Here is a 20,207-nt window from a genome sequence, read left to right on the forward strand (position 1 = left end):
CATGAGCCCCGCCTTTACCGCTGAGCCACCGGGCCTGCTGTTCGGCCTGCCCATGCCGATGGCGCGCAGCTTCGCGCTGCGCGGCGAGGCCATCGGCGACGAGCGCTCACGCGTGCGCATGCCCTACAACGCCGACCACGCCAACAGCCGCGGCGACGTGCACGGCGGCGCGATCGCCGTGCTGTTCGACTGCGCGCTCGCCAGCGCCGTGCGCTCGCACGCGCCCACGGCCTTCGGCGTGGTCACCATCGACATCACGGTGCACTACACCGCGCCCTGCGCCGGCGACGTGATCGCCACCGCCGTGTGCGAGCGACGCGGCCGCGCGATGTGCTTCGCACGCGGCGAGGCACGCAACGCCGACGGCGAACTGCTCGCCATGGCCACCGGCACCTTCAAGCTGGTGCCGCGCACCGCTCCCTCTTCTTCCGAGTCCACCCCATGACCACCGCCCCTTCTTCGACCGGCGCCCTCGCGGGCATCCGCGTGCTCGACATCTCGCGCATCCTCGGCGGCCCGTACTGCGGCCAGATCCTCGGCGACCACGGCGCCGACGTGCTCAAGGTCGAGCCGCCACAGGGCGACGACACGCGCACCTGGGGCCCGCCGTTCAAGGAAGGCGTGGCCTCGTACTACCACGGGCTGAACCGCAACAAGCGCGTGCAGCACCTGGACTTCTCGACCGAGGAAGGCCGCGAGGCGCTGCTCGCGCTGGTGGCCGAGGCCGACGTGCTGATCGAGAACTTCAAGACCGGCACGATGGAGCGCTGGGGCATCGGCTACGAGGCGCTGTCGCAGCGCTTTCCGCGCCTCGTGTGGTGCCGCGTGTCGGGCTTCGGCGCCGACGGCCCGCTGGGCGCGCTGCCGGGCTACGACGCCGCCGTGCAGGCCATGACCGGCATCATGAGCATCAACGGCGAGGCCGACGGCGGCCCGCTGCGCGTGGGCCTGCCGGTGGTCGACATGGTGACCGGGCTCAACGCCGTCATCGGCGTGCTGCTCGCGCTGCAGGAGCGCCACCGCAGCGGACGCGGCCAGTTCGTGGAAGCGGCGCTGTACGACAGCGGCCTCTCGCTGCTGCACCCGCACGCGGCCAACTGGTTCATGGACGGCACGGCACCGCGCCGCACCGGCAACGCGCACCCCAACATCTATCCCTACGACGCACTCGCCACCGGCACCGACCCGATCTTCGTGGCCGTGGGCAACGACCGCCAGTTCGCGAGCTTCTGCCGCTGCATCGGCCTGCCTGCGCTGTCCGACGACCCGCTGTACCGCACCGCCGGCGCGCGCTCGGTGAACCGCGACGGCCTCAAGCAGCAGCTCGAAGCCGCACTCGCCGCCTTCGACGGCCGCACGCTGGTCGACCAGCTGATGGCTGCCGGCGTGCCCGCCGCGCCCGTGCTGCCGGTGGCGGCGGCGCTGCAGCACCCGCACACGCTGCACCGCGAGATGGTGGTGGAGATGGAGGGCGGCTATCGCGGCATCGGCGCGCCGGTGAAGCTCAGCCGCACGCCGGCCAGCTACCGCCACGCGCCGCTGACGCCGGGCGACGCCTTCCTGCCGAGCGACGACGACACAGCTGCGCGCTGATCTGCAGCGCGCTCAGTCGAGCGAGAGCTTGAGCGCGCGGATCAGCGGATGCCAGCGCGCCGACTCGCGCGCCAGCAGGGTTTCGAATTCGGCCGGCGTGCCGCCCACCGGCTCGACACCCGCCTCGGCCAAGCGGCGCTGCACCGCCGGGTTGTGCAGGGCGCTGGCCACCGCGCGCTGCAGCCGCGCCACCACCTCGGGCGGCGTGCCCGCGGGCGCCACGAGGCCGTGGAAGATCGCGGCCTCGACCTTCGGCAGGCCCAGCTCCGCGAAGGTCGGCACGCCCGGCAGTTGCGCCAGGCGCGCGGGGTTCGCCACCGCGAGCGCGCGCAGCCGGCCGCCCTGGATGAAACGGCGCGCCGTGGCGAGCTCGCCCATCGCGAACGGCAACTGGCCGCCCGCCACCTCGACCAGCGCCGGCCCGGCGCTGCGGTACGGCACATGCACCATCTCCAGCCCCGCCTCGCGCGCCAGCAGTTCCATCGCGAGGTGCTGCGGGCTGCCGTTGCCGGCCGACGCAAAACTGAAGCGGCCCGGAAAGGCGCGCGCGTCGTCGATGAAGGCACGCGCGTCGCGCACGCCGCTGGCCGGTCCGACCAGCAGCACCATCGGCAGCCGCACCAGCTGCGTGACGGGCGTGAAATCGCGCGACGGGCTGTAGCTCAGGGTGCGGTACAGCGCCGGGTTGAGCACCCACATGCCGTTGTCGGCCGACAGCACCGTGTGGCCGTCGGCCGGTGCGCGCGCGGCCTCGAGGGCGGCGAGCGCGGTGTTGCCGCCGGGGCGGTTCTCGATCTGCACCGGCTGGCCCGTGTCGATGGCGAGCTGGGCGCCGATCGCGCGCGCGACGACGTCGGCAATCGCGCCCGTCGGGAACGGCACGATCCAGCGGATCGGCCGCGCCGTGTCGTCGGAGGGCTGCGCCCAGGCCGTGCCCGCCACCAGACCCAGCAGCGCGGCCAGCCGCCGCCGTGTCAGGTCCGGCGGGCGCGGCGTCACGGGGCGGCCCGACTGGTCTTCAGGCCCTGCCCCGCGGCCCAGGTCGACACGTCTTCGCGCTTGATGGCCGCGGCCATGAGGCCGGGGAACGCATCGGGCGTGCAGGCGAACGAAGGCACGCCCAGCGCCGCGAGCTTGGCGGCCAGGTCGCGGTCGTACGAGGGCGCGCCCTCGTCGCTGAGCGCCAGCAGCGCGATGAACTGCACGCCGGCCTCCACCAGCTGGTGGGCGCGGCGCAGCAGGCCGTCTTCCACTCCGCCTTCGTACAGGTCGGAGATCAGGATCAGGATGGTGTTGCGCGGCTCGCGCACCAGCGTCTGGCAATAGCCCACGGCGCCGTTGATGTCGGTGCCGCCGCCCAGCTGCACGCCGAACAGCAGGTCGACCGGGTCTTGCAGCTGCTCGGTCATGTCGACCACGGCGGTGTCGAACACCACGAGCTTGGTCGACACCGCCGGCAGGCTCGCCATCACGGCGCCGAAGATGCTCGAATAGACGACCGACGCGGCCATGGAGCCGCTCTGGTCGATGCACAAAATCACTTCGCGCTGCGGCTGGCGCGCCTTGCGGCCGTAGCCGATCAGCGTCTGCGGCACCACGGTGCGGTACTCGGGCTGCCAGTGGCGCAGGTTGGCGCGGATGGTGCGGTGCCAGTCGATCTCCGAATGGCGCGGGCGGCGGTTGCGCTGGCTGCGGTTGAGCGCGCCGCTCACGGCGCTGCGCATCGGCTCCTCGAGCTTCTTCATGAGTTCGTCGACCACCTTGCGCACCACGGCGCGCGCGGTGTCCTTGGTGCCGGCCGGGATCACGCTCGCCAGCGCGATGAGGTTGGCCACCAGGTGCACATCGGGCTGCGCGTTCTCCAGCATCTCGGGCTGCAGCAGCATCTGGCGCAGGTTGAGCCGCTCCATCGCGTCGCGCTGCATGACCTGCACCACCTGGCTCGGAAAGTACTTGCGGATGTCGCCGAGCCAGCGTGCCACGCTGGGCGCCGAATCGCCGCGGCCACCGCGCTGCCCGCCCTGGCCGAGGCCGCGCCGGCCGTCGGCTTCGTAGAGCGCGGCCAGCGCCTGGTCGATCTCGCGCACGCGGCCTTCGATGGCGCCGCAGCTGGCGTTGGCTTCGCTGCCGAGCACGAGGCGCCAGCGTTGCAGGCGGTCGGCGGGCGGCAGGGTTTCTTCTTCCATCGGGTTCGAACTCATGCCTTCACTCCCAGCAGTTCCCGCAGCAGCGGCAGCGCGAGCACCGCGCGTGATTCGTCCCAGTCGGCGGCGGCAACGGCGGACGGCAAGGTGCCTCCGACCGCGCCGCGCTTGGCGCGCTCGCCGAGCGCGCGCCGGTCGGCGCCCGAGAAGTCCGCGAAGCTGCGCCGCACCAGCGGCAGCACCTGCACGAAATGGTCTTCGCCGAGCCCCGCGAGCCAGCCGTCGACCAGCGACCACACGGCATCGTCGTGCAGCAGCACCATCGCGTTGCGGTTGAGAAAGCCTTCGAGCCATGCCGCCGCGTCGGTCGGCGGTGCGCCGGCCGAGAGGTTGCGTGCCAGCTGTTGCGAAGCGCCGTCGCTGTCGATCTGCGCGTCGTCGAGCAGCAGCCGGCAGCTCACGCCGCGCAGCAGCGGCGCGCCGGTTTCGCCGAAGGCGATGGATCGCAGCGCGTTGCGCCAGGCGGTGGTGGTTTCTTCGCCGTCGCGCAGGCGCACCGCGTCGTGCGCGCCGATGAGGCGGGTGCGCAGCGACTCGGCGGCTTCGGCGTCGAGCGCTCCGCACGCAATCGGCAGGCCGATGGCGCCGCGCACGATGAGGCTGTCGAGCACGTGCGAAAGCAGCGCGCTGTCGGTCTGGCGCACGCTGCCGTAGCGGAACACATTGGCCAGCGGCGGCACGGCGCCGATGAGCTGCACGGCGTCGCCGGTGAGCGCGGCGCGGTCTTCGAGCGCGCGGGTCACGGCCTGCACGGCCACGGGCAGATCGGCCAGCAGCACGGTGTCGACCTGCTCGGCGAGTGCGGTGAGCGAGGTCTCGGCCGCGAGCCCTTCCATCACGCGCGCGCTCGCGGCGTGCGCCACGGTGGCGCCGAAGCGGCTGGCCTCGATGACGCGCAGCGCGAACTCGGGCTGCCACTGCAGCTGCCACACCTCGTGGAAGGTGCCGCGGCTCGCGCGCTGGCCGGCCGTGACCTCGCCCCACGGCAGATCGAGCAGGCGCAGGCGGTGCAGCAGGTGGCTGCGCGCCAGGTCGTTGGGCTGGCGCAGGTCGAGGTCGAGCGTCTTCGCGGTGGCCTCGGGCTTGAGGCGCAGGCTTTTCTGCGCCTGTTCGAGGTCACGCTGCAGCGGCACGGTGGGCACGTCGGCCGGCACCTGGCCCATGCGGTCGCCGACCGTGAGGCGTTCGCGGATGAGCGTGAGCGGCGCCTGCTCGCCCATGCAGATCACGCTGCGCACGGCCTCGTCGAGTTCGGGCAGGCCGGGCGCGGGGCGCTCGCGCAATGCGGCGAGCGTGTCGGCCAGGCGCGTGGCTTCGATGAGGTGAGCGGAAGAACAGTCGAGATCGTGCTCGCGCAGCAAGCGCGCAACGCGTGCGAGCCAGCCGGTGCTGCGCCCCGCCACCTCGTGCCCCTGCTGCCACAGGTGCTCGTACCAGCCCGGCGAATCGATGCCGGCGCCGTAGCCGCTGGCACTCGTGAGGTGGCGGTAGGTCCACGGCACCCAGGTCGCGAGCACCTTGAGCTTGGGCAGGCCCTTGAGCAGCGCCGCATCGGCCTTGGCGGTGGCCGCGCCCTGCAGCGCGGGCACGTGCCAGGCACCGCAGACGACGGCGATGCGCTGGTGGCCGGCCTTCACGGCCTCGCGGATCGATTGCCGCATGAAGGCTTCGCGCCGCTGCTCGCGTTCCATCGCGCGCACGCCGCGCCGGTCTTCGGGCGTTTCGGCGCGCACGGCGGTCATGGCTTCGGCGATGGCGCCGAACAGGTCTTCGCCGTCGCCGCGTTCCTCGACCATGTGGTTCCACCAGCTCTCGCCGTCGGCATAGCCGGCGGCGTGGGCGAGCCAGTCGAAGGGGTCGTCGGGCAGCGTGTGCGTGGCCTGTTCTTCCTCGGGGGCTTCGACGGTTTCGGCGACGGGCACCGTGTCGGTCTCGTCATCGCCGAGTGGCGTGTCGACAGGCTCTGCGGCCTTGGCCTCGTCGGCCGCGCGCGCGGCCTGCTCGATCGCCATGCGGTGCGCCTGCGGCAGGTCGATGAAGCGCGTGGGCACACCGCGCGCGGCGCCCCACTGCAGCGCCTGCCATTCGGGCGAGAAGGTGGCGAAGGGATAGAACGCGGCCAGGCCGGTGTCTTCGCTCGCATGGATCAGCACCGCGACCGGCGGTTGCAGGTCGGCATGCGCGAGAAAGGACAGCAGCGGCTCGGCCTCGGGCGGGCCCTCGACGAGGATGCAGTCGGGCTGCAGCGACTCGAAGGCGCGCAGCAGGCTGCGCGCACAGCCGGGGCCGTGGTGGCGGATGCCGAAGTAGTGCAGCGGCGAAGGCGCCGCGCTCGTGCTCATGCGCTGGCTCGCGTCAGAGTTGTTCGCGGCAGGCGCGGTAGAGGTCCTTCCAGTCGGCCCGTTCCTTCACCACGGTTTCGAGGTATTCCTTCCACACCACCTGGTCTTGCACCGGGTCCTTGATGACGGCGCCGATCAGGCCCGAGGCCACGTCGGCCGAGCGCAGCACGCCGTCGCCGAAATGGCCTGCCAGCGCCATGCCGCTGTTGATGACCGAGATGGCCTCGGCGGTCGAGAGCGTGGAAGTGGGCGACTTGATGCGCGTCTTGCCGTCTTCGGTCTGGCCGTTGCGCAGCTCGCGGAAGATCTGCACCACGCGGCGCACTTCCTGCAGCGCGGGCGGCTCGGCCGGCAGCGCGAGCGCACGGCCCAGCTCGGACACGCGCTTGACGACGATCTGCACTTCCTCGGCCTCGCTCGACGGCACGGGCAGCACCACGGTGTTGAAGCGGCGCTTGAGCGCGCTCGACAGTTCGTTCACGCCCTTGTCGCGGTTGTTGGCCGTGGCAATGACCGAGAAGCCGCGCGTGGCCTGCACCTCGGTGCCGAGCTCGGGCACGGGCAGCGTCTTTTCCGACAGCACGGTGATCAGCGAATCTTGCACGTCGGCCGGGATGCGCGTGAGTTCTTCGACGCGCGCGATCTTGCCCAGGCGCATGGCGTTCACGAGCGGGCTCGGCACCAGCGCCTTTTCGGACGGGCCGTGGGCCAACAGCTCGGCGTAGTTCCAGCCGTAGCGCAGCTGTTCTTCGCTGGTGCCGGCGGTGCCCTGGATCAGCATGGTGGAGTCACCGCTCACGGCGGCGGCCAGGTGCTCCGACACCCACGACTTCGCGGTGCCCGGCACGCCGTACAGCAGCAGCGCGCGGTCGGTGGCGAGCGTGGACACGGCGATTTCCATCAGGCGCGAACTGCCGATGTACTTGGGGCTGACCTCGAAGCCGCTGGCCAGCTTGCCGCCCATCAGGTAGGTGAGCACGGCCCAGGGCGAGAGCTTCCAGTTGGCCGGGCGCTGGCGGTCGTCGACCTTCTGGAGCGCGTCGAGTTCTTCGGCGAATTGCTGTTCGGCATGCTGGCGCAGGACATTGCTCATGGACGGCCTTGGGAAGAGGTTGAAAGTGAGGAAGAGGAAGAGGAAGAAGACGAAGAAAGCGTGGCGACCAGCCGGCGTGCGCGCACGATGCGCGCGGTGTCGGCCAGTGCGTTGGCGAGGCCGGGGCTTTCCTCGGCCGCGCGCGGCAGGTCGGCCAGCAGCGCCAGCGCATCGAGGTGCAGCAGCGCGGCGGCGGTGCCGAGCACCTGGCGCAGCACGTAGTCGTTGACGAGGTCGCCGCGCTCGACGCGCGTGCGCAGCGCCTGCGCGATGCGCAGTGACAGTGCGGCCGAGGGCGTGTCGCCGGGCGCGCAGGCCTGGTCGGCAAACGCGACGACGTCCTGCACGCCTTCGCCGGCATCGCCGAGTTGGGTCGCCCAATGGCGCTCGCGGCGTTCGCGCGGCAACAGCGCGAGCAGCGGACCCACGCCGCCGCGGTGACCGCGCGGGCGGTCGAGCAGCGCGTCGCACCAGCCGAAGTCGGGCGCGGCCAGCACGGCCTCGTTCCAGGCGCGCAGCAGCGCGTCGTGCCAATCGCCGGTGGCGGCCCAGTCGAGCAATGCAGCGGGCGTCAGGCCGGTGCGTGCGGTCCACCAAGCGAGCGGCATCTGGCGCACGAGCTGGTAGAGCCACCACGCGCGCGCGCCGAGGCTGTCGTGCGTGGGGCGCGCGGCGTCGATGGCGTCGTCCTTCCAGCGCGGGTCGGCGGACTCGGGGGCGTTCAGTTGCCACACCGTGCCTTGCGATGAGAGCAACGGCGCAAGGAAGGCTTCGACACGCCGCACGTGCGCGCTGGCCGGCAGGCGCTGCAGCAGCTCGACCACGGTCTGGCGCACGTCGCGTGCGCGGTCTTTCAGCTGGGCTTCCAGCAGCGCTTCGTCGTCGGGCCCGAGGTTCTCGGCCAATGCGCCGATCAGCACGGCGCGCTCCTTGGCGGGCAGTTGCGGCAGTTCGGCGGCGAGGCGTTCGCGCGCGCCGGCCGGGTCGTCGCGGCGTTGCTCGGCCAGCACGGCACGGCGCTGGTCGATGCTGCCTTCGTCCCAGCGGGTCTGCGTGTCGGCCTGCGCGCTGGCGCCGACGGCGTAGCGCCAGTCGTCGTTGCGCGCGGCCAGCCAGCGCCCGCGCTCGCCGAGCGCGAGAACGACGGCGGGCCGCAGCGCGGTGTCGCGGCGGCCGGCATCGAGTGCGGCGGGCAGCAGGCTGGGTGGCAGGCGCCAGCCAGCGGTCGAGAGCACGGCCAGCACCTCGTGCTGCAGGCGCTGCGGGCCGGCAGCGAGTGCATCGGCGATCACGGCGAGCAAGGCGGGGTCGCCGAGCGCGGGAGAGGGATCGTTGGCGGCAGGCGGTGCGTCGTCGGCCGGCAGGCCCGGCGCGACGAAGCCCGCGCGGCGGCCCACGGCCACGGCGCCCGCGACGCGCAGCAGCAGGCCCTGCGCGGTGTCGGTAGGTTGTTGCAGCGCTTGAAGCAGCGCGCCGAAATCGCCGGCCATGCCGTCGGCGGCTGGCACGGGTTGGCGTGCGGTACCGACAAGGGCCGTCTGCAGCAAGGTGTTCCAGTGGCTCATTCGATTGCCTTCGTGCTTCGCACTTCGGTATTCGCCTTGGGAGCGGCCCGGCGGCTCATGTCCGCGCTCCGCTCAAGGTCCAGACGGGTGTTCCACCCTCAGCCGCCCACGCGGTAAGTGGCGCGAACTGCTCGCCGTCCCATTCGCCGAAGACGCGCAGCGGCGCACCGCCCGAATGCGCCAGCAGCTGCCAGGCTTCCGCTGCGGCCAGTTGCATCGGCAGGGCCTGCGACGCGGCGCCCAGGCGCAGCCACCACTGGTCGCCGTGCCGCGCGGGCACGGCATCGGCCCACACCAGGGGCAGCAGCGGCTGCCACGGGTTGGCCGCGATCTGCTGCGCCATGCGTTGCCATTCACCGGTTTCGTCATTGGCTGCAAAAGGTGCGGCGGTCGACGCGGCCTCGGCCGGCAGCTCGGCCACCACCGCGCGCTGCGAGGCGTGGCCGGGATAGAAGCACAGCATGGCCGCGCGTTCGCTGCCGCTGACCCAGCCGGTCTCGAAGCCGCGTCCGCCGTGCGAGTAGTCGAGCAGCAGCGCGCGGCGTCCGCTCGCGCGGCCCTGCAGCCACACATGGCGCTCGACGAGCTTGGTGTCGCGCTCGTCGAGGCACTGGCCCAGCACGAGCCAGTGGTCGTTCACGCGCTCGCCGTCGGCGAGCAGCGCCTCGCGGTCCTGCGGCCAGCCGAGGGCGGCGCGCAGGTCGGCGCGCGTGGCGGGCGACAGGCTGTCGCGGCGCGGCACCGCATCGACGATCAGTTGCAGCCGGCCCAGCCGGTCGAGCAGGCGCGCGGGCCAGCCGTCGCCGGCACCGATCAGCTCGGCCGCCTGCGTGATGCGCTGGCCGAGCCCCGGCGCCTGCGCATCGACCATGCGCGCGGCCATGGCGGCCCAACCTTCGGCCTGCTCGCTGCCGAGTGCGGCCAGGCCGCGCTGGGTCTGGTCGTCGAGCCAGCGCGCGAGTTCCTGCACGCCGGCCTCGATGCGCTTCCAGCGCTGCGCGTCGCGCTTGGCGGCGGCAGCGGGATCGGGCGCGGCGGCGGGTTCGGCGGCGCGGGCTTCTTTCTTCTCGGCCTTGTCGCGGCGCGAGGCGAGCCAGTCGGCCACCCACGGCGGCGGCACGCCGGCGGTGAAGCTGGCTTCGCTCTGCGCGCGCAGCAGCATCAGCGCCAGGCCGTGCTTGCAGGGGAACTTGCGGCTCGGGCAGGAGCAGCGGAACACGGGCCCCGACAGGTCGACCTGCGTCTGGTAGGGCTTGCTGCCGCTGCCCTGGCATTCGCCCCAGACGGCGTCGTCGGAGTGCGCGAGCGTGGGCCACTTGGCGGGCGCGAGCAGGCCTTTGGCGGCCTTCGCGGAGGCGTCGTCCGGCGCAAGCGCAAGGACGGCTTCGGTACTGAGACTCATGGAAAGGGCAGCCTCGCGCCGGGCCGCGGCGCGGTCAGGGGTGGGAGGGGCGCGACCATCAGGGCGCGATGGGGTTGCCGGGCGTGCCTGCTTCGCCGGCCACGACCGCAGTGGTCGCGGCAGGGGCGCGGTAGGACACGCGTGCCGCCGGCACGGGTGCGGCGGCGATCGGTGGCGACGGCGACATCGGCCGCGTGACGCCGGCCTTGGTGACGGTGACGGGCGGGGTGCCCGCTGCCGCAACAGGCACCACCACGCCAGGCGTCGCCTGGCCGGGAGCTGCTGGCGTCGTCTCGTACGGGTTGTGCAGCACCACGGTCTTGCCGACGCCCACGCCGGTGCCGACCGGTCCGATGCCGACCCCCACGCCGACACCGGCCGAGCCGGTGACGGCGCCGTTGTCGTGCAGGGACACGCCCGCGCCGAGCGGGCCCCAGCCGGTGTTCAGGCCGACGGAAAAATTGCCGTCCTTCGTGGCACCGAGCCCGAGCGAGAGCCCGGGCACCAGCGGAATGCCGATGTGATAGTGCGAACAGCCGCCCACCAGAAGCAACAGCAGCAGCGCCGAAGTGGCAGCCGCTGCGCGACGAACGATGCGCGGCCGGGCGTTCACACCAGCAGCGCGTTGACGCGCCTCACGTAAGCGGCCGGGTCGGCCGGCAGGCCGCCTTCGGCCAGCAGCGCCTGGTCGAACAGGATGTTCGCGAGGTCGTCGAAATGCGCGGAGCCTTCGAGCTTCTTCACCAGCGGGTGCTCGGCGTTGACTTCGAGCACGGGCTTCAGGTCGGGCGCGGGCTGGCCGGCCTGCTTGAGCATGCGCGCGAGCTGCGTGCTCATGCCGCCGTCTTCCACCACGAGGCAGGCGGGCGAGTCGACCAGGCGCGTGGTCACGCGCACGTCTTCGGCCTTGTCCTTGAGCGCCTCTTTCAGCTTCTCGAGCAGCGGCTTGAACGACTCGGCGGCTTCTTCCGCGGCCTTCTTCTCGGACTCGTCCTGCAGCTTGCCCAGGTCGACCGCGCCCTTGGCCACGCTCTGCAGCGGCGTGCCGTCGAACTCGTTGAGGTAGTTCAGCGCCCACTCGTCGACACGGTCGGTCATGAGCAGCACCTCGATGCCCTTCTTCTTGAAGACTTCGAGCTGCGGGCTGTTCTTGGCGGCGGCGAGGTTGTCGGCCGTGATGTAGTAGATGGCGTCCTGGCCGTCCTTCATGCGCGCCTTGTAGTCGGCGAAGCTCACGCTCGCGACGTCGCTCGTGGTGGAGGCAAAGCGCAGCAGCTTGGCGATGCGGTCGCGATTGCCCATGTCCTCGCCCAGGCCTTCTTTCAGCACCGCGCCGAACTCGGCGTAGAACTTGGCGAACTTGCCCGAGTCGTCGGCGGCTGCGGCGGCCGTTTCAGCGGCGGTGGGCGTGTTCTTGTCGACCACGTCCGTCACGCCTTCGGTCGGCTCGGGGGCCGGCACCGACTCGCCCGAGCCCACGTCGGTCTTGCCTTCGTTGCTGTCGGGCGCGGTCTTCTGCTTCCTGGCCAGGTCTTCGAGCATCGACAGCACGCGCTTGGTGCTGCCTTCGCGGATGGCCTTCACGTCGCGGCTTTCCTGCAGCAGCTCGCGGCTCACATTGAGCGGCAGGTCGGCCGAGTCGATCACGCCCTTCACGAAGCGCAGGTAGTTGGGCAGCAGCGCCTCGGCGTCGTCCATGATGAAGACGCGCTTGACGTACAGCTTGACGCCCGCGCTCTTGTCGCGGTTCCACAGGTCGAACGGGGCCTTGGCCGGGATGTACAAGAGCTGCGTGTACTCGGTGCTGCCTTCGACGCGGTTGTGGCTCCAGGCCAGCGGCGCTTCGAAGTCGTGGCTGATGCTCTTGTAAAACTCTTCGTACTGCTCGGCGCTGATCTCCTTCTTGGGACGGCTCCACAGGGCGTTGGCCTTGTTCACCGTTTCCCACTCACCGGTCTTCACCATGTCGCCGGGCTGGTCGTTCTCGCCTTCCTTCCACTCTTCCTTTTCCATCAGGATGGGCAGGGAGATGTGGTCGGAATATTTGCCGACGATCTGCTTGAGCTTCCAGGCGTTGAGGTACTCGTCGGCGTCGTCGCGCAGGTGCAGCGTGATGCTCGTGCCGCGCGCGGCGCGCGTGATGTCGGCCACCTCGAAGTCGCCGGCGCCGCCGCTCACCCAGCGCACGCCCTGGTCGGCGGGCAGGCCCGCGCGGCGCGACTCGACGCTGATCTTGTCGGCCACGATGAAGCCCGAGTAGAAGCCCACGCCGAACTGGCCGATGAGCTGTGCGTCGGCCTTCTGGTCGCCGCTCAGGCGGCTCATGAAGTCTTTGGTACCACTCTTGGCGATGGTGCCGAGGTTGTCGATGGCTTCCTGGCGCGACAGGCCGATGCCCTTGTCGGTGATGGTGAGGGTGCGCGCGGCCTTGTCGAACGACAGGCGCACGTCGAGCTCGGGCTGGTCTTCGTAGAGCTCGGGGTGGTCGAGCGCCTCGAAGCGCAGCTTGTCGCACGCGTCGGACGCGTTCGAGATCAGCTCGCGCAGGAAGATTTCCTTGTTGGAGTACAGCGCATGCGTGACGAGGTGCAGCAGTTGCGCGACTTCAGCCTGGAACGGGAGTTTGGTATTGGAGGAATCAGCCATGGGAAAGAAGGATATCGGAGCCGAAAAATTCTAAGCCGGGTCGCCTCGGCGGCACACCCGGATCGACCGCTTTGCGAGCGGCCGGCCGGGCACGGGAAAGCAGCATTCTTCCCCATCCGTGGCGCAGTTCACGCCGCGGCCCCCGATGGCACCGCAAGTCAGGTGCTGCTGGGATCGGACGCGGAAGCTCGGCCGCCTTACCACCTGCCCCCGAAGGGATTCTCATGACGAAAAATTTCAATGCCTTGTTCCTGGCCTGCGCAGGCCTGGCCTTCACCGCTCTGTCGGCCCAGGCGCAAGTGCCGGCCGAAGCCCCGGCGGGCACCACGGTGCAGTGCAAGGACGGCAGCTATGCCTCGCCGGACACGAAGTCGGGCGCCTGCCGCGGCCACAAGGGCATCCAGACCTGGTACGGCAAGGAGGCCAAGGCCGCTGCGGCACCCGCACCCGCCGCCACGCCTGCGGCTGCGTCCACGCCCGCCGCTGCGGCGACACCGGCCCCGACCGCGGGTGCCGCGACCAAGGCGCCCGGCGCGCCTGATCCCGCGAAGATGGCAGCCGCACCCGGTGGTGGCGCCGGCAAGGTCTGGGCCAACGACCAGACCAAGGTCTACCACTGCATGGGCGACCGCTACTACGGCAAGACCAAGAAGGGCGAGTACCTGACGGAGGCCGATGCCAAGGCCAAGGGCATGCACGCCTCGCACAACAAGACCTGCGCGTAAGGCACGCCCGTTCCGCCCGGAGTCCGGCGACGGGCTACCGGGGCTGCAACTCGACCTCGCGCGTCCAGCGGTCGATGAGCCGCTTGCGCTCGGCCGCCTTGCCGTACTTCTCGAAGTCGTACTTGATGAGCTTCACGCTCTCCATCGACGGAATGCGCGCATCGGGCTTGAAGGTCTTGTTGGCCGGCGACTGCAGGCTGCCGGCCTTGGCGCCGATGGACTGGCCCGCGGGGCTCATGAGCCAGTCGTAGTAGCGCTTGGCGTTCTCCTTGTTGCGCGCGCCTTTCACGAGCGCGATGCCGCCGATCTCGAAGCCCGTGCCTTCGCAGGGCGCGGCGGTCTTCACCGGAAATTTGTCGTGCCGCCAGCGCTCGAAGCCGAAGATGAAGCTCACGCCGATCGCCACCTCGCCCTTGGCCACGTTGGGCGCCTGCGCCTGGCCGCTGCGCGTGTAGCTGGTGACGTTCCTGTGCAGCTTCTTCAGGTAGTCGAACGCGGGTTCCTCGCCCATCTGCTGCACCAGGCCCGCGATGACGGTGTAGGCCGTGCCGCTGGTGGCGGGGTGCGAGATTTCGATCTCGCCCTTGTACTCGGGCTTGATGAGGTCGGCCCAGCACTTGGGCTCGGCGAGCTTCTTTTTCTTCAGCAGGTCGGTGTTGAAGCCGAAGCCCATGGCGCTCGTGTAGAAGCCGCCCACCATGTTCTGCGACATGGCGTACTGGCGCACCGACCAGTCGTGCAGGTCGTTGATGTAGGCCGGGCGGTAGGGCTCGAGCAGGCCCTGCTCGGCGGCCTGCAGGAACGGGTCGCCGGTGCCGCCCCACCAGAGGTCGGTCTTGGGGTTGGCGGCTTCGGCGCGCAGCTGCGCACCGATTTCGCCGGTGCCCTTGTGGGCCTGCTGCACCTTGATGCCGGTCTCGCGCGTGAAGGCCGTGGCGGCCGCCTCGCACCAGCCCACGTCGGTGCTGCACAGCGCGTTGACGGTGCCCTGCGCGGCGGCCAGCGGCGCCCCGAGCAGGAGCACCGCGCCCAGGCAGGCGGTGGCCAGGGCACTCACGGTGTGTGGCGGGGCGAATGAAGGCATGCGCAGGTCTCCTCGTTGTTTGAAAGCGCAGGATAGCGCCCGTCTGCGTGGATGGGCTCAGCGTGTCGCCAGCAGCGGCGGCAGATGCGCCACCAGCCAGTCGATCACCACGCGCGTCTTCAGCGGCAGGTAGCGGCTCGGCGTGCGGATCACGTGCAGCGGAAAGCCGAACGGCACCGGCTCGTCGAACACGCGCACCAGCGTGCCGGCCGCGAGCGCGTCGGCCGCCAGCCAGGCCGGCAGCCGCGCCAGGCCCATGCCGCCGAGGGCGGCCTCGAGCAGCACCTCGGCGCTGTCGCAGCGCAGCCGCGACGGCAGCGCGGTCTCCACCACCGTGCCGCCTTCGTGAAAGCGCCAGGGCGAGACCTGCCCGTCGCGGGCGTAGTACACAGCCTCGTGCGGCGCGACCAGCGCGCGCAGATTGCGCGGATGACCGCGCTCGGCCAGGTACGCGGGCGCGGCGCACAGCAGCATCCACTGCACGCCGACGGGCCGCGCCACGAGGCCGGCGCTGTCGTCGAGCTCGCCGCTGCGAATCGCCAGGTCGAGCCCCTCTTCGACGAGGTCGACGCGCCGGTCGTTGAAGGCCAGCTCCAGCGACAGCTGTGGATGCTGGCGCGCCAGGGCCAGCAGCAGCGGCCCGACCTTGAGCCGCCCCAGCATCGCCGGCATGCTCAGGCGCACGAGGCCGGCGGCCGTGTGGCGCGCGGCGTCGGTGAGCGCCTCGGCCGCGTCCAGCTCGGCCAGCGCGCGGCGGCAGCGCTCGTAGTAGCCGTGGCCTTCCTCGGTGAGGCTCTGGCTGCGCGTGGTGCGCAGGAACAGGCGCGTGTCCAGCCGCGCCTCGAGCCGCGCGATGCTCTTGGCGACGGCCGAACGGGTGACGTGCAGGCGCTGCGCGGCGAGCGCAAAGCTGCCCGCCTCCACCGCCGCGACGAACTCTTCGATGCCTTGCAGGCGTTGGCTCATTGGATACTTTCAAGCACCATTCTTCGGAAAATTATCCACCACCGGATCGTTTTCATCGGCAATAGCATCGAGGCCGATCTTTTCCGATGGAGCCTTTCCGATGCAAGAACCCGACGTGCTGCGCCGCTGGCAGCTTCCCCGACTGGGCCGCGCCCACCTCGAACAAGCCGAAGCGCCGATGCCCTCGCCCGGCGCGGGCCAGATCCTCGTGCGCGTGGGCGCGGTGGCGCTCAACTACCGCGACCTGCTCATGGTGCGCGACGGCATGGGCATGGCGCTCGAGCTGCCCTTCACGCCCGGCTCGGACATGGCGGGCACGGTGGTGGCCGTGGGCCCCGGCGTGCGCCGCTTTGCCGTGGGCGACCGCGTGATCAACACCTTCTGGGGCGGCTGGATCGACAGCCACTGGCATGCCGACACCACGCTGCTCGGCGGCCCCGGGCCGGGCATGCTGGCCTCGCACGTGTGCATCGATGCGACCTGGGCCGTGGCCGCGCCGGCCACGCTGAGCCTCGAGGAAGCGAGCACGCTGCCCTGCGCCGGCCTCACGGCGTGGTTCGCGCTGGTCGAAACCGGTGCCCTGCGCGCGGGCGAGACGGTGCTGGTCCACGGCACCGGCGGCGTCGCGCTGTTCGGCCTGCAGCTTGCGCGGCTGCACGGCGCGCAGGCCATCGTGGTGACGGGCAGCCCCGACAAGCAGGCCGCGGCCCTCGCACTCGGCGCCACGCACGTGCTCGCACGCGACAGCGACTGGCCCGTCGAGGTGCGCCGGCTCACGCACGGGCGCGGTGTCGACCACGTGCTCGAACTCTCGAGCGGCCCCGACCTCGACCGCTCGCTGCAGGCCGTGAAGCAGGGCGGACGCGTGTCGATCATCGGCATGCTCAGTGGCGACACGCTGAGCGCCTCGTTCTACGCGATGGTGCTCGGCCGCGTGACGGTGCAAGGCATCGGCGTCGGCCACCGGCGTGCGCTCGAAGAGCTGGTGCGCGCGGTCGATGCCAACGCGCTCAAGCCGGTGATTGCGGCGCGCTACGGCTTCGACGCGCTGCCCGCTGCGCTCGACCATCTGGAACGCGGCGCGTTCGGCAAAGTGGTCGTGACGATGTGATGTCGACGCCATGTCGATGTGCGGTGGCGCGCCCTCGCCCCGCCCATTTGCAAATGCTGCAGGGCACAAATCCACAGCAATCGTGAACAGTTGCCGTTCAGCGCGCCCGTTTGCTCGACGCCTCCAATTCCCGTTCCTAGAATGCGGCCCGCGTTCGGCTCCCGCCGTGCGTGCTTTCTCAACTTCAGGATGGAGCGTTATGGAACACAGTACCTACAAAAAGTGGTCTGCAGAATTCATTGGTACTTTCTGGCTCACGCTCGGAGGCTGCGGAAGCGCAGTTCTGGCGGCGGCCTTTCCGGGCGTCGGCATCGGCCTGCTCGGTGTCTCGCTGGCCTTCGGCCTGACGGTGGTCACCGGCGCCTATGCGCTCGGTCCGATCTCGGGCGGCCACTTCAACCCGGCCGTGTCGATCGGCCTCGCAGCCGCAGGCCGTTTCAAGGCCGGGCAACTGCCGGGCTACATCGTGTCGCAGGTGCTGGGCGCCATCGCCGCAGCCGGCGTGCTGTACCTGATTGCCACCGGCAAGCCGGGCGCGGACATCGGCGGCTTTGCCACCAACGGCTACGGCGAGCACTCGCCCGGCAAGTACGGCATGACGGCCGCACTCATCAGCGAAGTGGTGATGACCGCCGTGTTCCTGATCGTGATCCTGGGGGCCACCGCCAAGCGCGCGGCCGCCGGCTTCGCGGGCATGGCCATCGGCCTGTGCCTGACGCTGATCCACCTGGTGTCGATCCCCGTGACCAACACCTCGGTGAACCCGGCGCGCAGCACCGGCCCGGCCCTGTTCGGCCCGTCGTATGCGGTGTCGGAACTGTGGCTGTTCTGGGTCGCCCCGATCGCGGGCGCGATCATCGGCGCGGTGATCTACCGCGCACTGCTCAGCAACGGCAACGACGACTGAGCTTCGGCAGTGGAAGCTGGATCAGCTTCCGCTGCCCGACTTCACCATCGGCAGTGAAGTCGATTGCCCGATGGGCTCGGTGCCCGTCGGGTGCGAGGCCGCATAGGCGCCCGCCTGGATGTCGGACACCGGGGTCATCCCGTTCATCGCCGGTGCCGACGTCGACTGGCCGATGGGCTCCGTGCCGCTCGGGCGTGCGGCGGCCATCGCGCCGGCCTGCACGTCCGGGTTCTCCGGCGAATTCATCTGCAGCGGGTGGAAGTCCGAACCGTCGGTGGTTTCAGCGGACGCATTGACCGTGCCCAGGGCCGCGAACGCGGCGAAGGAAGCAACGGCAAGAAGTTGGATCGAAGTGCGCATGGTGTGTTCTCCTGAGGGCAGGTTGTCTCCGGTCCGGTGCCGTCGCGCGGACCGCGCGCAGCAGGACCTGCAGCCACTCTAGGCAGCCTGACTGAGGCCAGCGTGAGCGAAGAATGAGCCGGGCGTGAGCACCACCGCCCGGCCTACGTCGACAACAACACCCGCGCCCTCAGCCCCGGCCCGTCGTCGCGGTTGCGCAGTTCGATGCGCAGGCCATGCCGCTCCGCCGCCGTGCGCGCGATCGCCAGGCCCAGCCCGCTGCCGCCCGCCGCCGCGCCGGGCACGCGAAAGAAGCGGTCGAACACGCGCTCCAGTTCGGCCGGCGGAATGCCCGGCCCGTTGTCCAGCACATCGACCACCGCCTGCCCCTCGACGCGGTGCAGCCGCACATCGACCACGCCGCCTTCGGGCGCGTAGCGCAGCGCGTTGTCGATGAGGTTGTCGAACACGCTGCGCAGCTCGGCGGCAGGCGCAGTCACCACCGCAGCGGTCAGGCCTTCAAAGCCCACGTCGATGCGCCGCGCATCGGCCAGCACCATGCGCTGGCCCAGGCTTTCGCGCAGCAGCGCCTCGATGTCGACCCGCTCGCCCAGCGCATCCGACGGCGGTGCGTCCTGCCGCGACAGCTGCAGCAACTGCTCGATGAGGTGCTGCGCGCGCGTCACGCCGGCCTCGAGCTGGTTGAAGCGGTCGGTGGCTTCGCCGGCCGGCACGTGCGCGCGCAGGTTCTCGATCTGCAGGCCGATGGCGGCCATCGGCGTGCGCAGCTCGTGCGCCGCGTCCTGTACGAAGCGGCGCTGCGTGGCGAAGGCGCTGCGCACGCGCGACAGCAGGTGGTTGAAGGCGCCCACCAGCGGCGTGATCTCGTCGGGCACGCGCGCCAGCGACAGCTCGGTCGGGCGGCGCTCGTCCTGCGAGGCCACGTCGCGCGCCACGCCGCGCAGCGAGCGCGAGGCGGCCGACACGATGAGCCACAGCACCAGCAGCGCCGCCGGCAGCAGCAGCGCGATCGGCAGGCCTTCGAGCAGGGCACGGCGCAGCGCGCGGCGGTGCCGGTAGTCCTCGTTCTGCAGCACCTGCACGCGCGGCGCGTCGGCATGCTGGGCGGGCTCGGCCGTGAACACGCGCCAGCGCGAATGCGCGGGCCCTTCGGCGTGCACGTCGCTGAAGCCGCTGCCGGGTTGCAACGGCACCGACAGCGCGGGCCACGAACTCGCGCGCAAGGTGGCGCCGTCGGCGCTCCAGAGCTGCACGACGAAGGCGCCGCGCGAGAAGGCCGCCTCGCCGTCCATCGCGCGCGGGGTCTTGGGCGGGTCGTTGCCCGCGTACGACTCGGCCACCAGCCGCATCTGGTCGTCCAGCGCGTTGTGAACGAGGTTGCCGTAGGCCAGAAAAGAGAACCACGCCGTGAGCACCGCCGCCACCACATGCAGCGTGACGAGCCACAGCAGCAGCTGGGTGCGCAGCGAACGCGGGCGCCACCAGCGGCGGGCCGCACCGGTCATGCGGCGACTCGCCAGCCCAGGCCGCGCACGTTGCGGATCGCGTCGGCGCCGAGCTTGCGGCGCATGCCGTGGATCAGCACGTCGATCGCGTTGCTGGTCACTTCGTCGCCCCAGCCGTAGATGCGGTTCTCGAGCTGCTCGCGCGAGAGGATGGCGCCGGGCCGCTCCAGCAGCGCATGCAGCAGCGCGAACTCGCGCGCGGTGAGTGCCTCGCGTACGCCGTTCACCGCCACCTCGCGCGTCGTGAGGTCCAGCTGCAGCGCGGCGGTGCCGATCAGCGAATGGGCGGCGCCGTCGCGGCGACGCACCACGGCACGCATGCGCGCGAGCAGCTCGCGGAACTCGAAGGGCTTGAGCAGGTAGTCGTCGGCGCCCAGATCGAGGCTGTGGATGCGGTCGTCCAGGCCGTCGCGCGCGGTGAGCACCAGCACGGGCGTGGCGTCGCCGCGTTCGCGTGCGCGGCGCAGCACCTCGGTGCCGTCCTGGCGGGGCAGGCCCAGGTCGAGCAGCACGCAGGTGTAGCCGCCGTCGCCGAGGGCGCTTTGCGCCAGCTCGCCGTCGCGCACCCAGTCGGCCGACCAGCCCGCGCCCTCGAGCGCCTGCTTCAGGCTGCGCCCGATCATTTCGTCGTCTTCCACCAGCAGCACGCGCATCGCGGCGACTCCTTCGCGCGCAAGGTAGCACGCGACCGGGATGATCGGTAG

The 20,207-nt window shown here is 71.0% G+C and carries 18 protein-coding genes; 5 read left to right on the forward strand and 13 right to left on the reverse strand.

Features of this window, described 5'->3' with window-relative positions; genetic code table 11:
- The first annotated feature begins 1 nt into the window (after nt 1).
- A complete protein-coding gene (locus tag CLU95_RS12890; RefSeq protein ID WP_373668829.1) occupies nt 2-445 on the forward strand; it encodes a PaaI family thioesterase in 444 nt (147 codons plus the stop codon).
- On the forward strand, nt 442-1,593 hold the full coding sequence (locus CLU95_RS12895) for a CaiB/BaiF CoA transferase family protein (RefSeq protein ID WP_099793637.1): 1,152 nt from the start codon (nt 442-444) through the stop codon (nt 1,591-1,593). The genes CLU95_RS12890 and CLU95_RS12895 overlap by 4 nt, the downstream gene beginning before the upstream one ends.
- Nucleotides 1,594-1,605: 12 nt before the next feature.
- Here CLU95_RS12895 and CLU95_RS12900 read toward each other — a convergent pair whose 3' ends face one another.
- The 8 genes from CLU95_RS12900 to htpG are packed head-to-tail and all read right to left on the reverse strand — an operon-like array spanning nt 1,606 to nt 12,845.
- Complete coding sequence (locus CLU95_RS12900; RefSeq protein ID WP_257214614.1) at nt 1,606-2,592, reverse strand: Bug family tripartite tricarboxylate transporter substrate binding protein; 987 nt, start codon at nt 2,590-2,592, stop codon at nt 1,606-1,608.
- Complete coding sequence (locus CLU95_RS12905) at nt 2,589-3,794, reverse strand: VWA domain-containing protein (RefSeq protein WP_099793639.1); 1,206 nt, start codon at nt 3,792-3,794, stop codon at nt 2,589-2,591. The genes CLU95_RS12900 and CLU95_RS12905 overlap by 4 nt, the downstream gene beginning before the upstream one ends.
- The gene (locus CLU95_RS12910) at nt 3,791-6,139 is read right to left on the reverse strand and encodes a DUF5682 family protein (protein ID WP_099793641.1); all 2,349 of its coding nucleotides are present in this window, start codon (nt 6,137-6,139) and stop codon (nt 3,791-3,793) included. The genes CLU95_RS12905 and CLU95_RS12910 overlap by 4 nt, the downstream gene beginning before the upstream one ends.
- A gap of 13 nt (nt 6,140-6,152) precedes the next feature.
- Nucleotides 6,153-7,232: an AAA family ATPase gene (locus CLU95_RS12915; RefSeq protein WP_099793642.1), complete on the reverse strand. Its 1,080-nt coding sequence runs from the start codon at nt 7,230-7,232 to the stop codon at nt 6,153-6,155.
- Nucleotides 7,229-8,797 carry a DUF5691 domain-containing protein gene (locus tag CLU95_RS12920; protein WP_099793644.1) on the reverse strand — a complete coding sequence of 523 codons (1,569 nt, stop codon included), beginning with the start codon at nt 8,795-8,797 and terminating at the stop codon, nt 7,229-7,231. Before CLU95_RS12920 ends, CLU95_RS12915 begins: the two co-directional genes overlap by 4 nt.
- 55 nt (nt 8,798-8,852) lie before the next feature.
- A complete protein-coding gene (locus tag CLU95_RS12925; protein WP_099793646.1) occupies nt 8,853-10,199 on the reverse strand; it encodes an SWIM zinc finger family protein in 1,347 nt (448 codons plus the stop codon).
- A gap of 58 nt (nt 10,200-10,257) precedes the next feature.
- On the reverse strand, nt 10,258-10,812 hold the full coding sequence (locus CLU95_RS12930; RefSeq protein ID WP_099793648.1) for a hypothetical protein: 555 nt from the start codon (nt 10,810-10,812) through the stop codon (nt 10,258-10,260).
- Nucleotides 10,809-12,845, reverse strand: a complete 2,037-nt coding sequence (htpG, locus tag CLU95_RS12935; RefSeq protein ID WP_099793650.1) for a molecular chaperone HtpG — start codon at nt 12,843-12,845, stop codon at nt 10,809-10,811. The genes CLU95_RS12930 and htpG overlap by 4 nt, the downstream gene beginning before the upstream one ends.
- Before the next feature lie 224 nt (nt 12,846-13,069).
- Here htpG and CLU95_RS12940 point away from each other — a divergent pair, with 224 nt between their 5' ends.
- The gene (locus tag CLU95_RS12940; RefSeq protein WP_099793652.1) at nt 13,070-13,570 is read left to right on the forward strand and encodes a DUF3761 domain-containing protein; all 501 of its coding nucleotides are present in this window, start codon (nt 13,070-13,072) and stop codon (nt 13,568-13,570) included.
- Nucleotides 13,571-13,604: 34 nt separating this feature from the next.
- Here CLU95_RS12940 and CLU95_RS12945 read toward each other — a convergent pair whose 3' ends face one another.
- Nucleotides 13,605-14,654, reverse strand: coding sequence for an ABC transporter substrate-binding protein (locus tag CLU95_RS12945; RefSeq protein ID WP_099793653.1), 1,050 nt, complete (start codon nt 14,652-14,654; stop codon nt 13,605-13,607).
- Between the two features lie 57 nt (nt 14,655-14,711).
- Entirely contained in the window at nt 14,712-15,620 is a 909-nt protein-coding gene (locus tag CLU95_RS12950; protein WP_099793655.1) for a LysR substrate-binding domain-containing protein, read from the reverse strand.
- A 100-nt stretch (nt 15,621-15,720) separates the two neighbouring features.
- Between CLU95_RS12950 and CLU95_RS12955 the strand changes: the two genes are divergently transcribed.
- Together CLU95_RS12955 and aqpZ are read left to right on the forward strand one after the other, a co-directional pair.
- Complete coding sequence (locus tag CLU95_RS12955) at nt 15,721-16,731, forward strand: zinc-dependent alcohol dehydrogenase family protein (protein ID WP_099793657.1); 1,011 nt, start codon at nt 15,721-15,723, stop codon at nt 16,729-16,731.
- A 199-nt stretch (nt 16,732-16,930) separates the two neighbouring features.
- Nucleotides 16,931-17,638, forward strand: coding sequence for an aquaporin Z (aqpZ, locus tag CLU95_RS12960; protein ID WP_099793659.1), 708 nt, complete (start codon nt 16,931-16,933; stop codon nt 17,636-17,638).
- Nucleotides 17,639-17,659: 21 nt separating this feature from the next.
- Here aqpZ and CLU95_RS12965 read toward each other — a convergent pair whose 3' ends face one another.
- The 3 genes from CLU95_RS12965 to CLU95_RS12975 form a co-directional block, all read right to left on the reverse strand.
- Nucleotides 17,660-17,998, reverse strand: a complete 339-nt coding sequence (locus CLU95_RS12965; protein WP_099793661.1) for a hypothetical protein — start codon at nt 17,996-17,998, stop codon at nt 17,660-17,662.
- Between the two features lie 143 nt (nt 17,999-18,141).
- On the reverse strand, nt 18,142-19,503 hold the full coding sequence (locus CLU95_RS12970) for a sensor histidine kinase (RefSeq protein WP_099793663.1): 1,362 nt from the start codon (nt 19,501-19,503) through the stop codon (nt 18,142-18,144).
- Nucleotides 19,500-20,156: a response regulator gene (locus tag CLU95_RS12975; protein WP_099793665.1), complete on the reverse strand. Its 657-nt coding sequence runs from the start codon at nt 20,154-20,156 to the stop codon at nt 19,500-19,502. Before CLU95_RS12975 ends, CLU95_RS12970 begins: the two co-directional genes overlap by 4 nt.
- Nucleotides 20,157-20,207 lie beyond the last annotated feature (51 nt).

It is taken from the genome of Variovorax sp. 54 (genome assembly GCF_002754375.1).
Lineage (GTDB): Bacteria > Pseudomonadota > Gammaproteobacteria > Burkholderiales > Burkholderiaceae_C > Variovorax.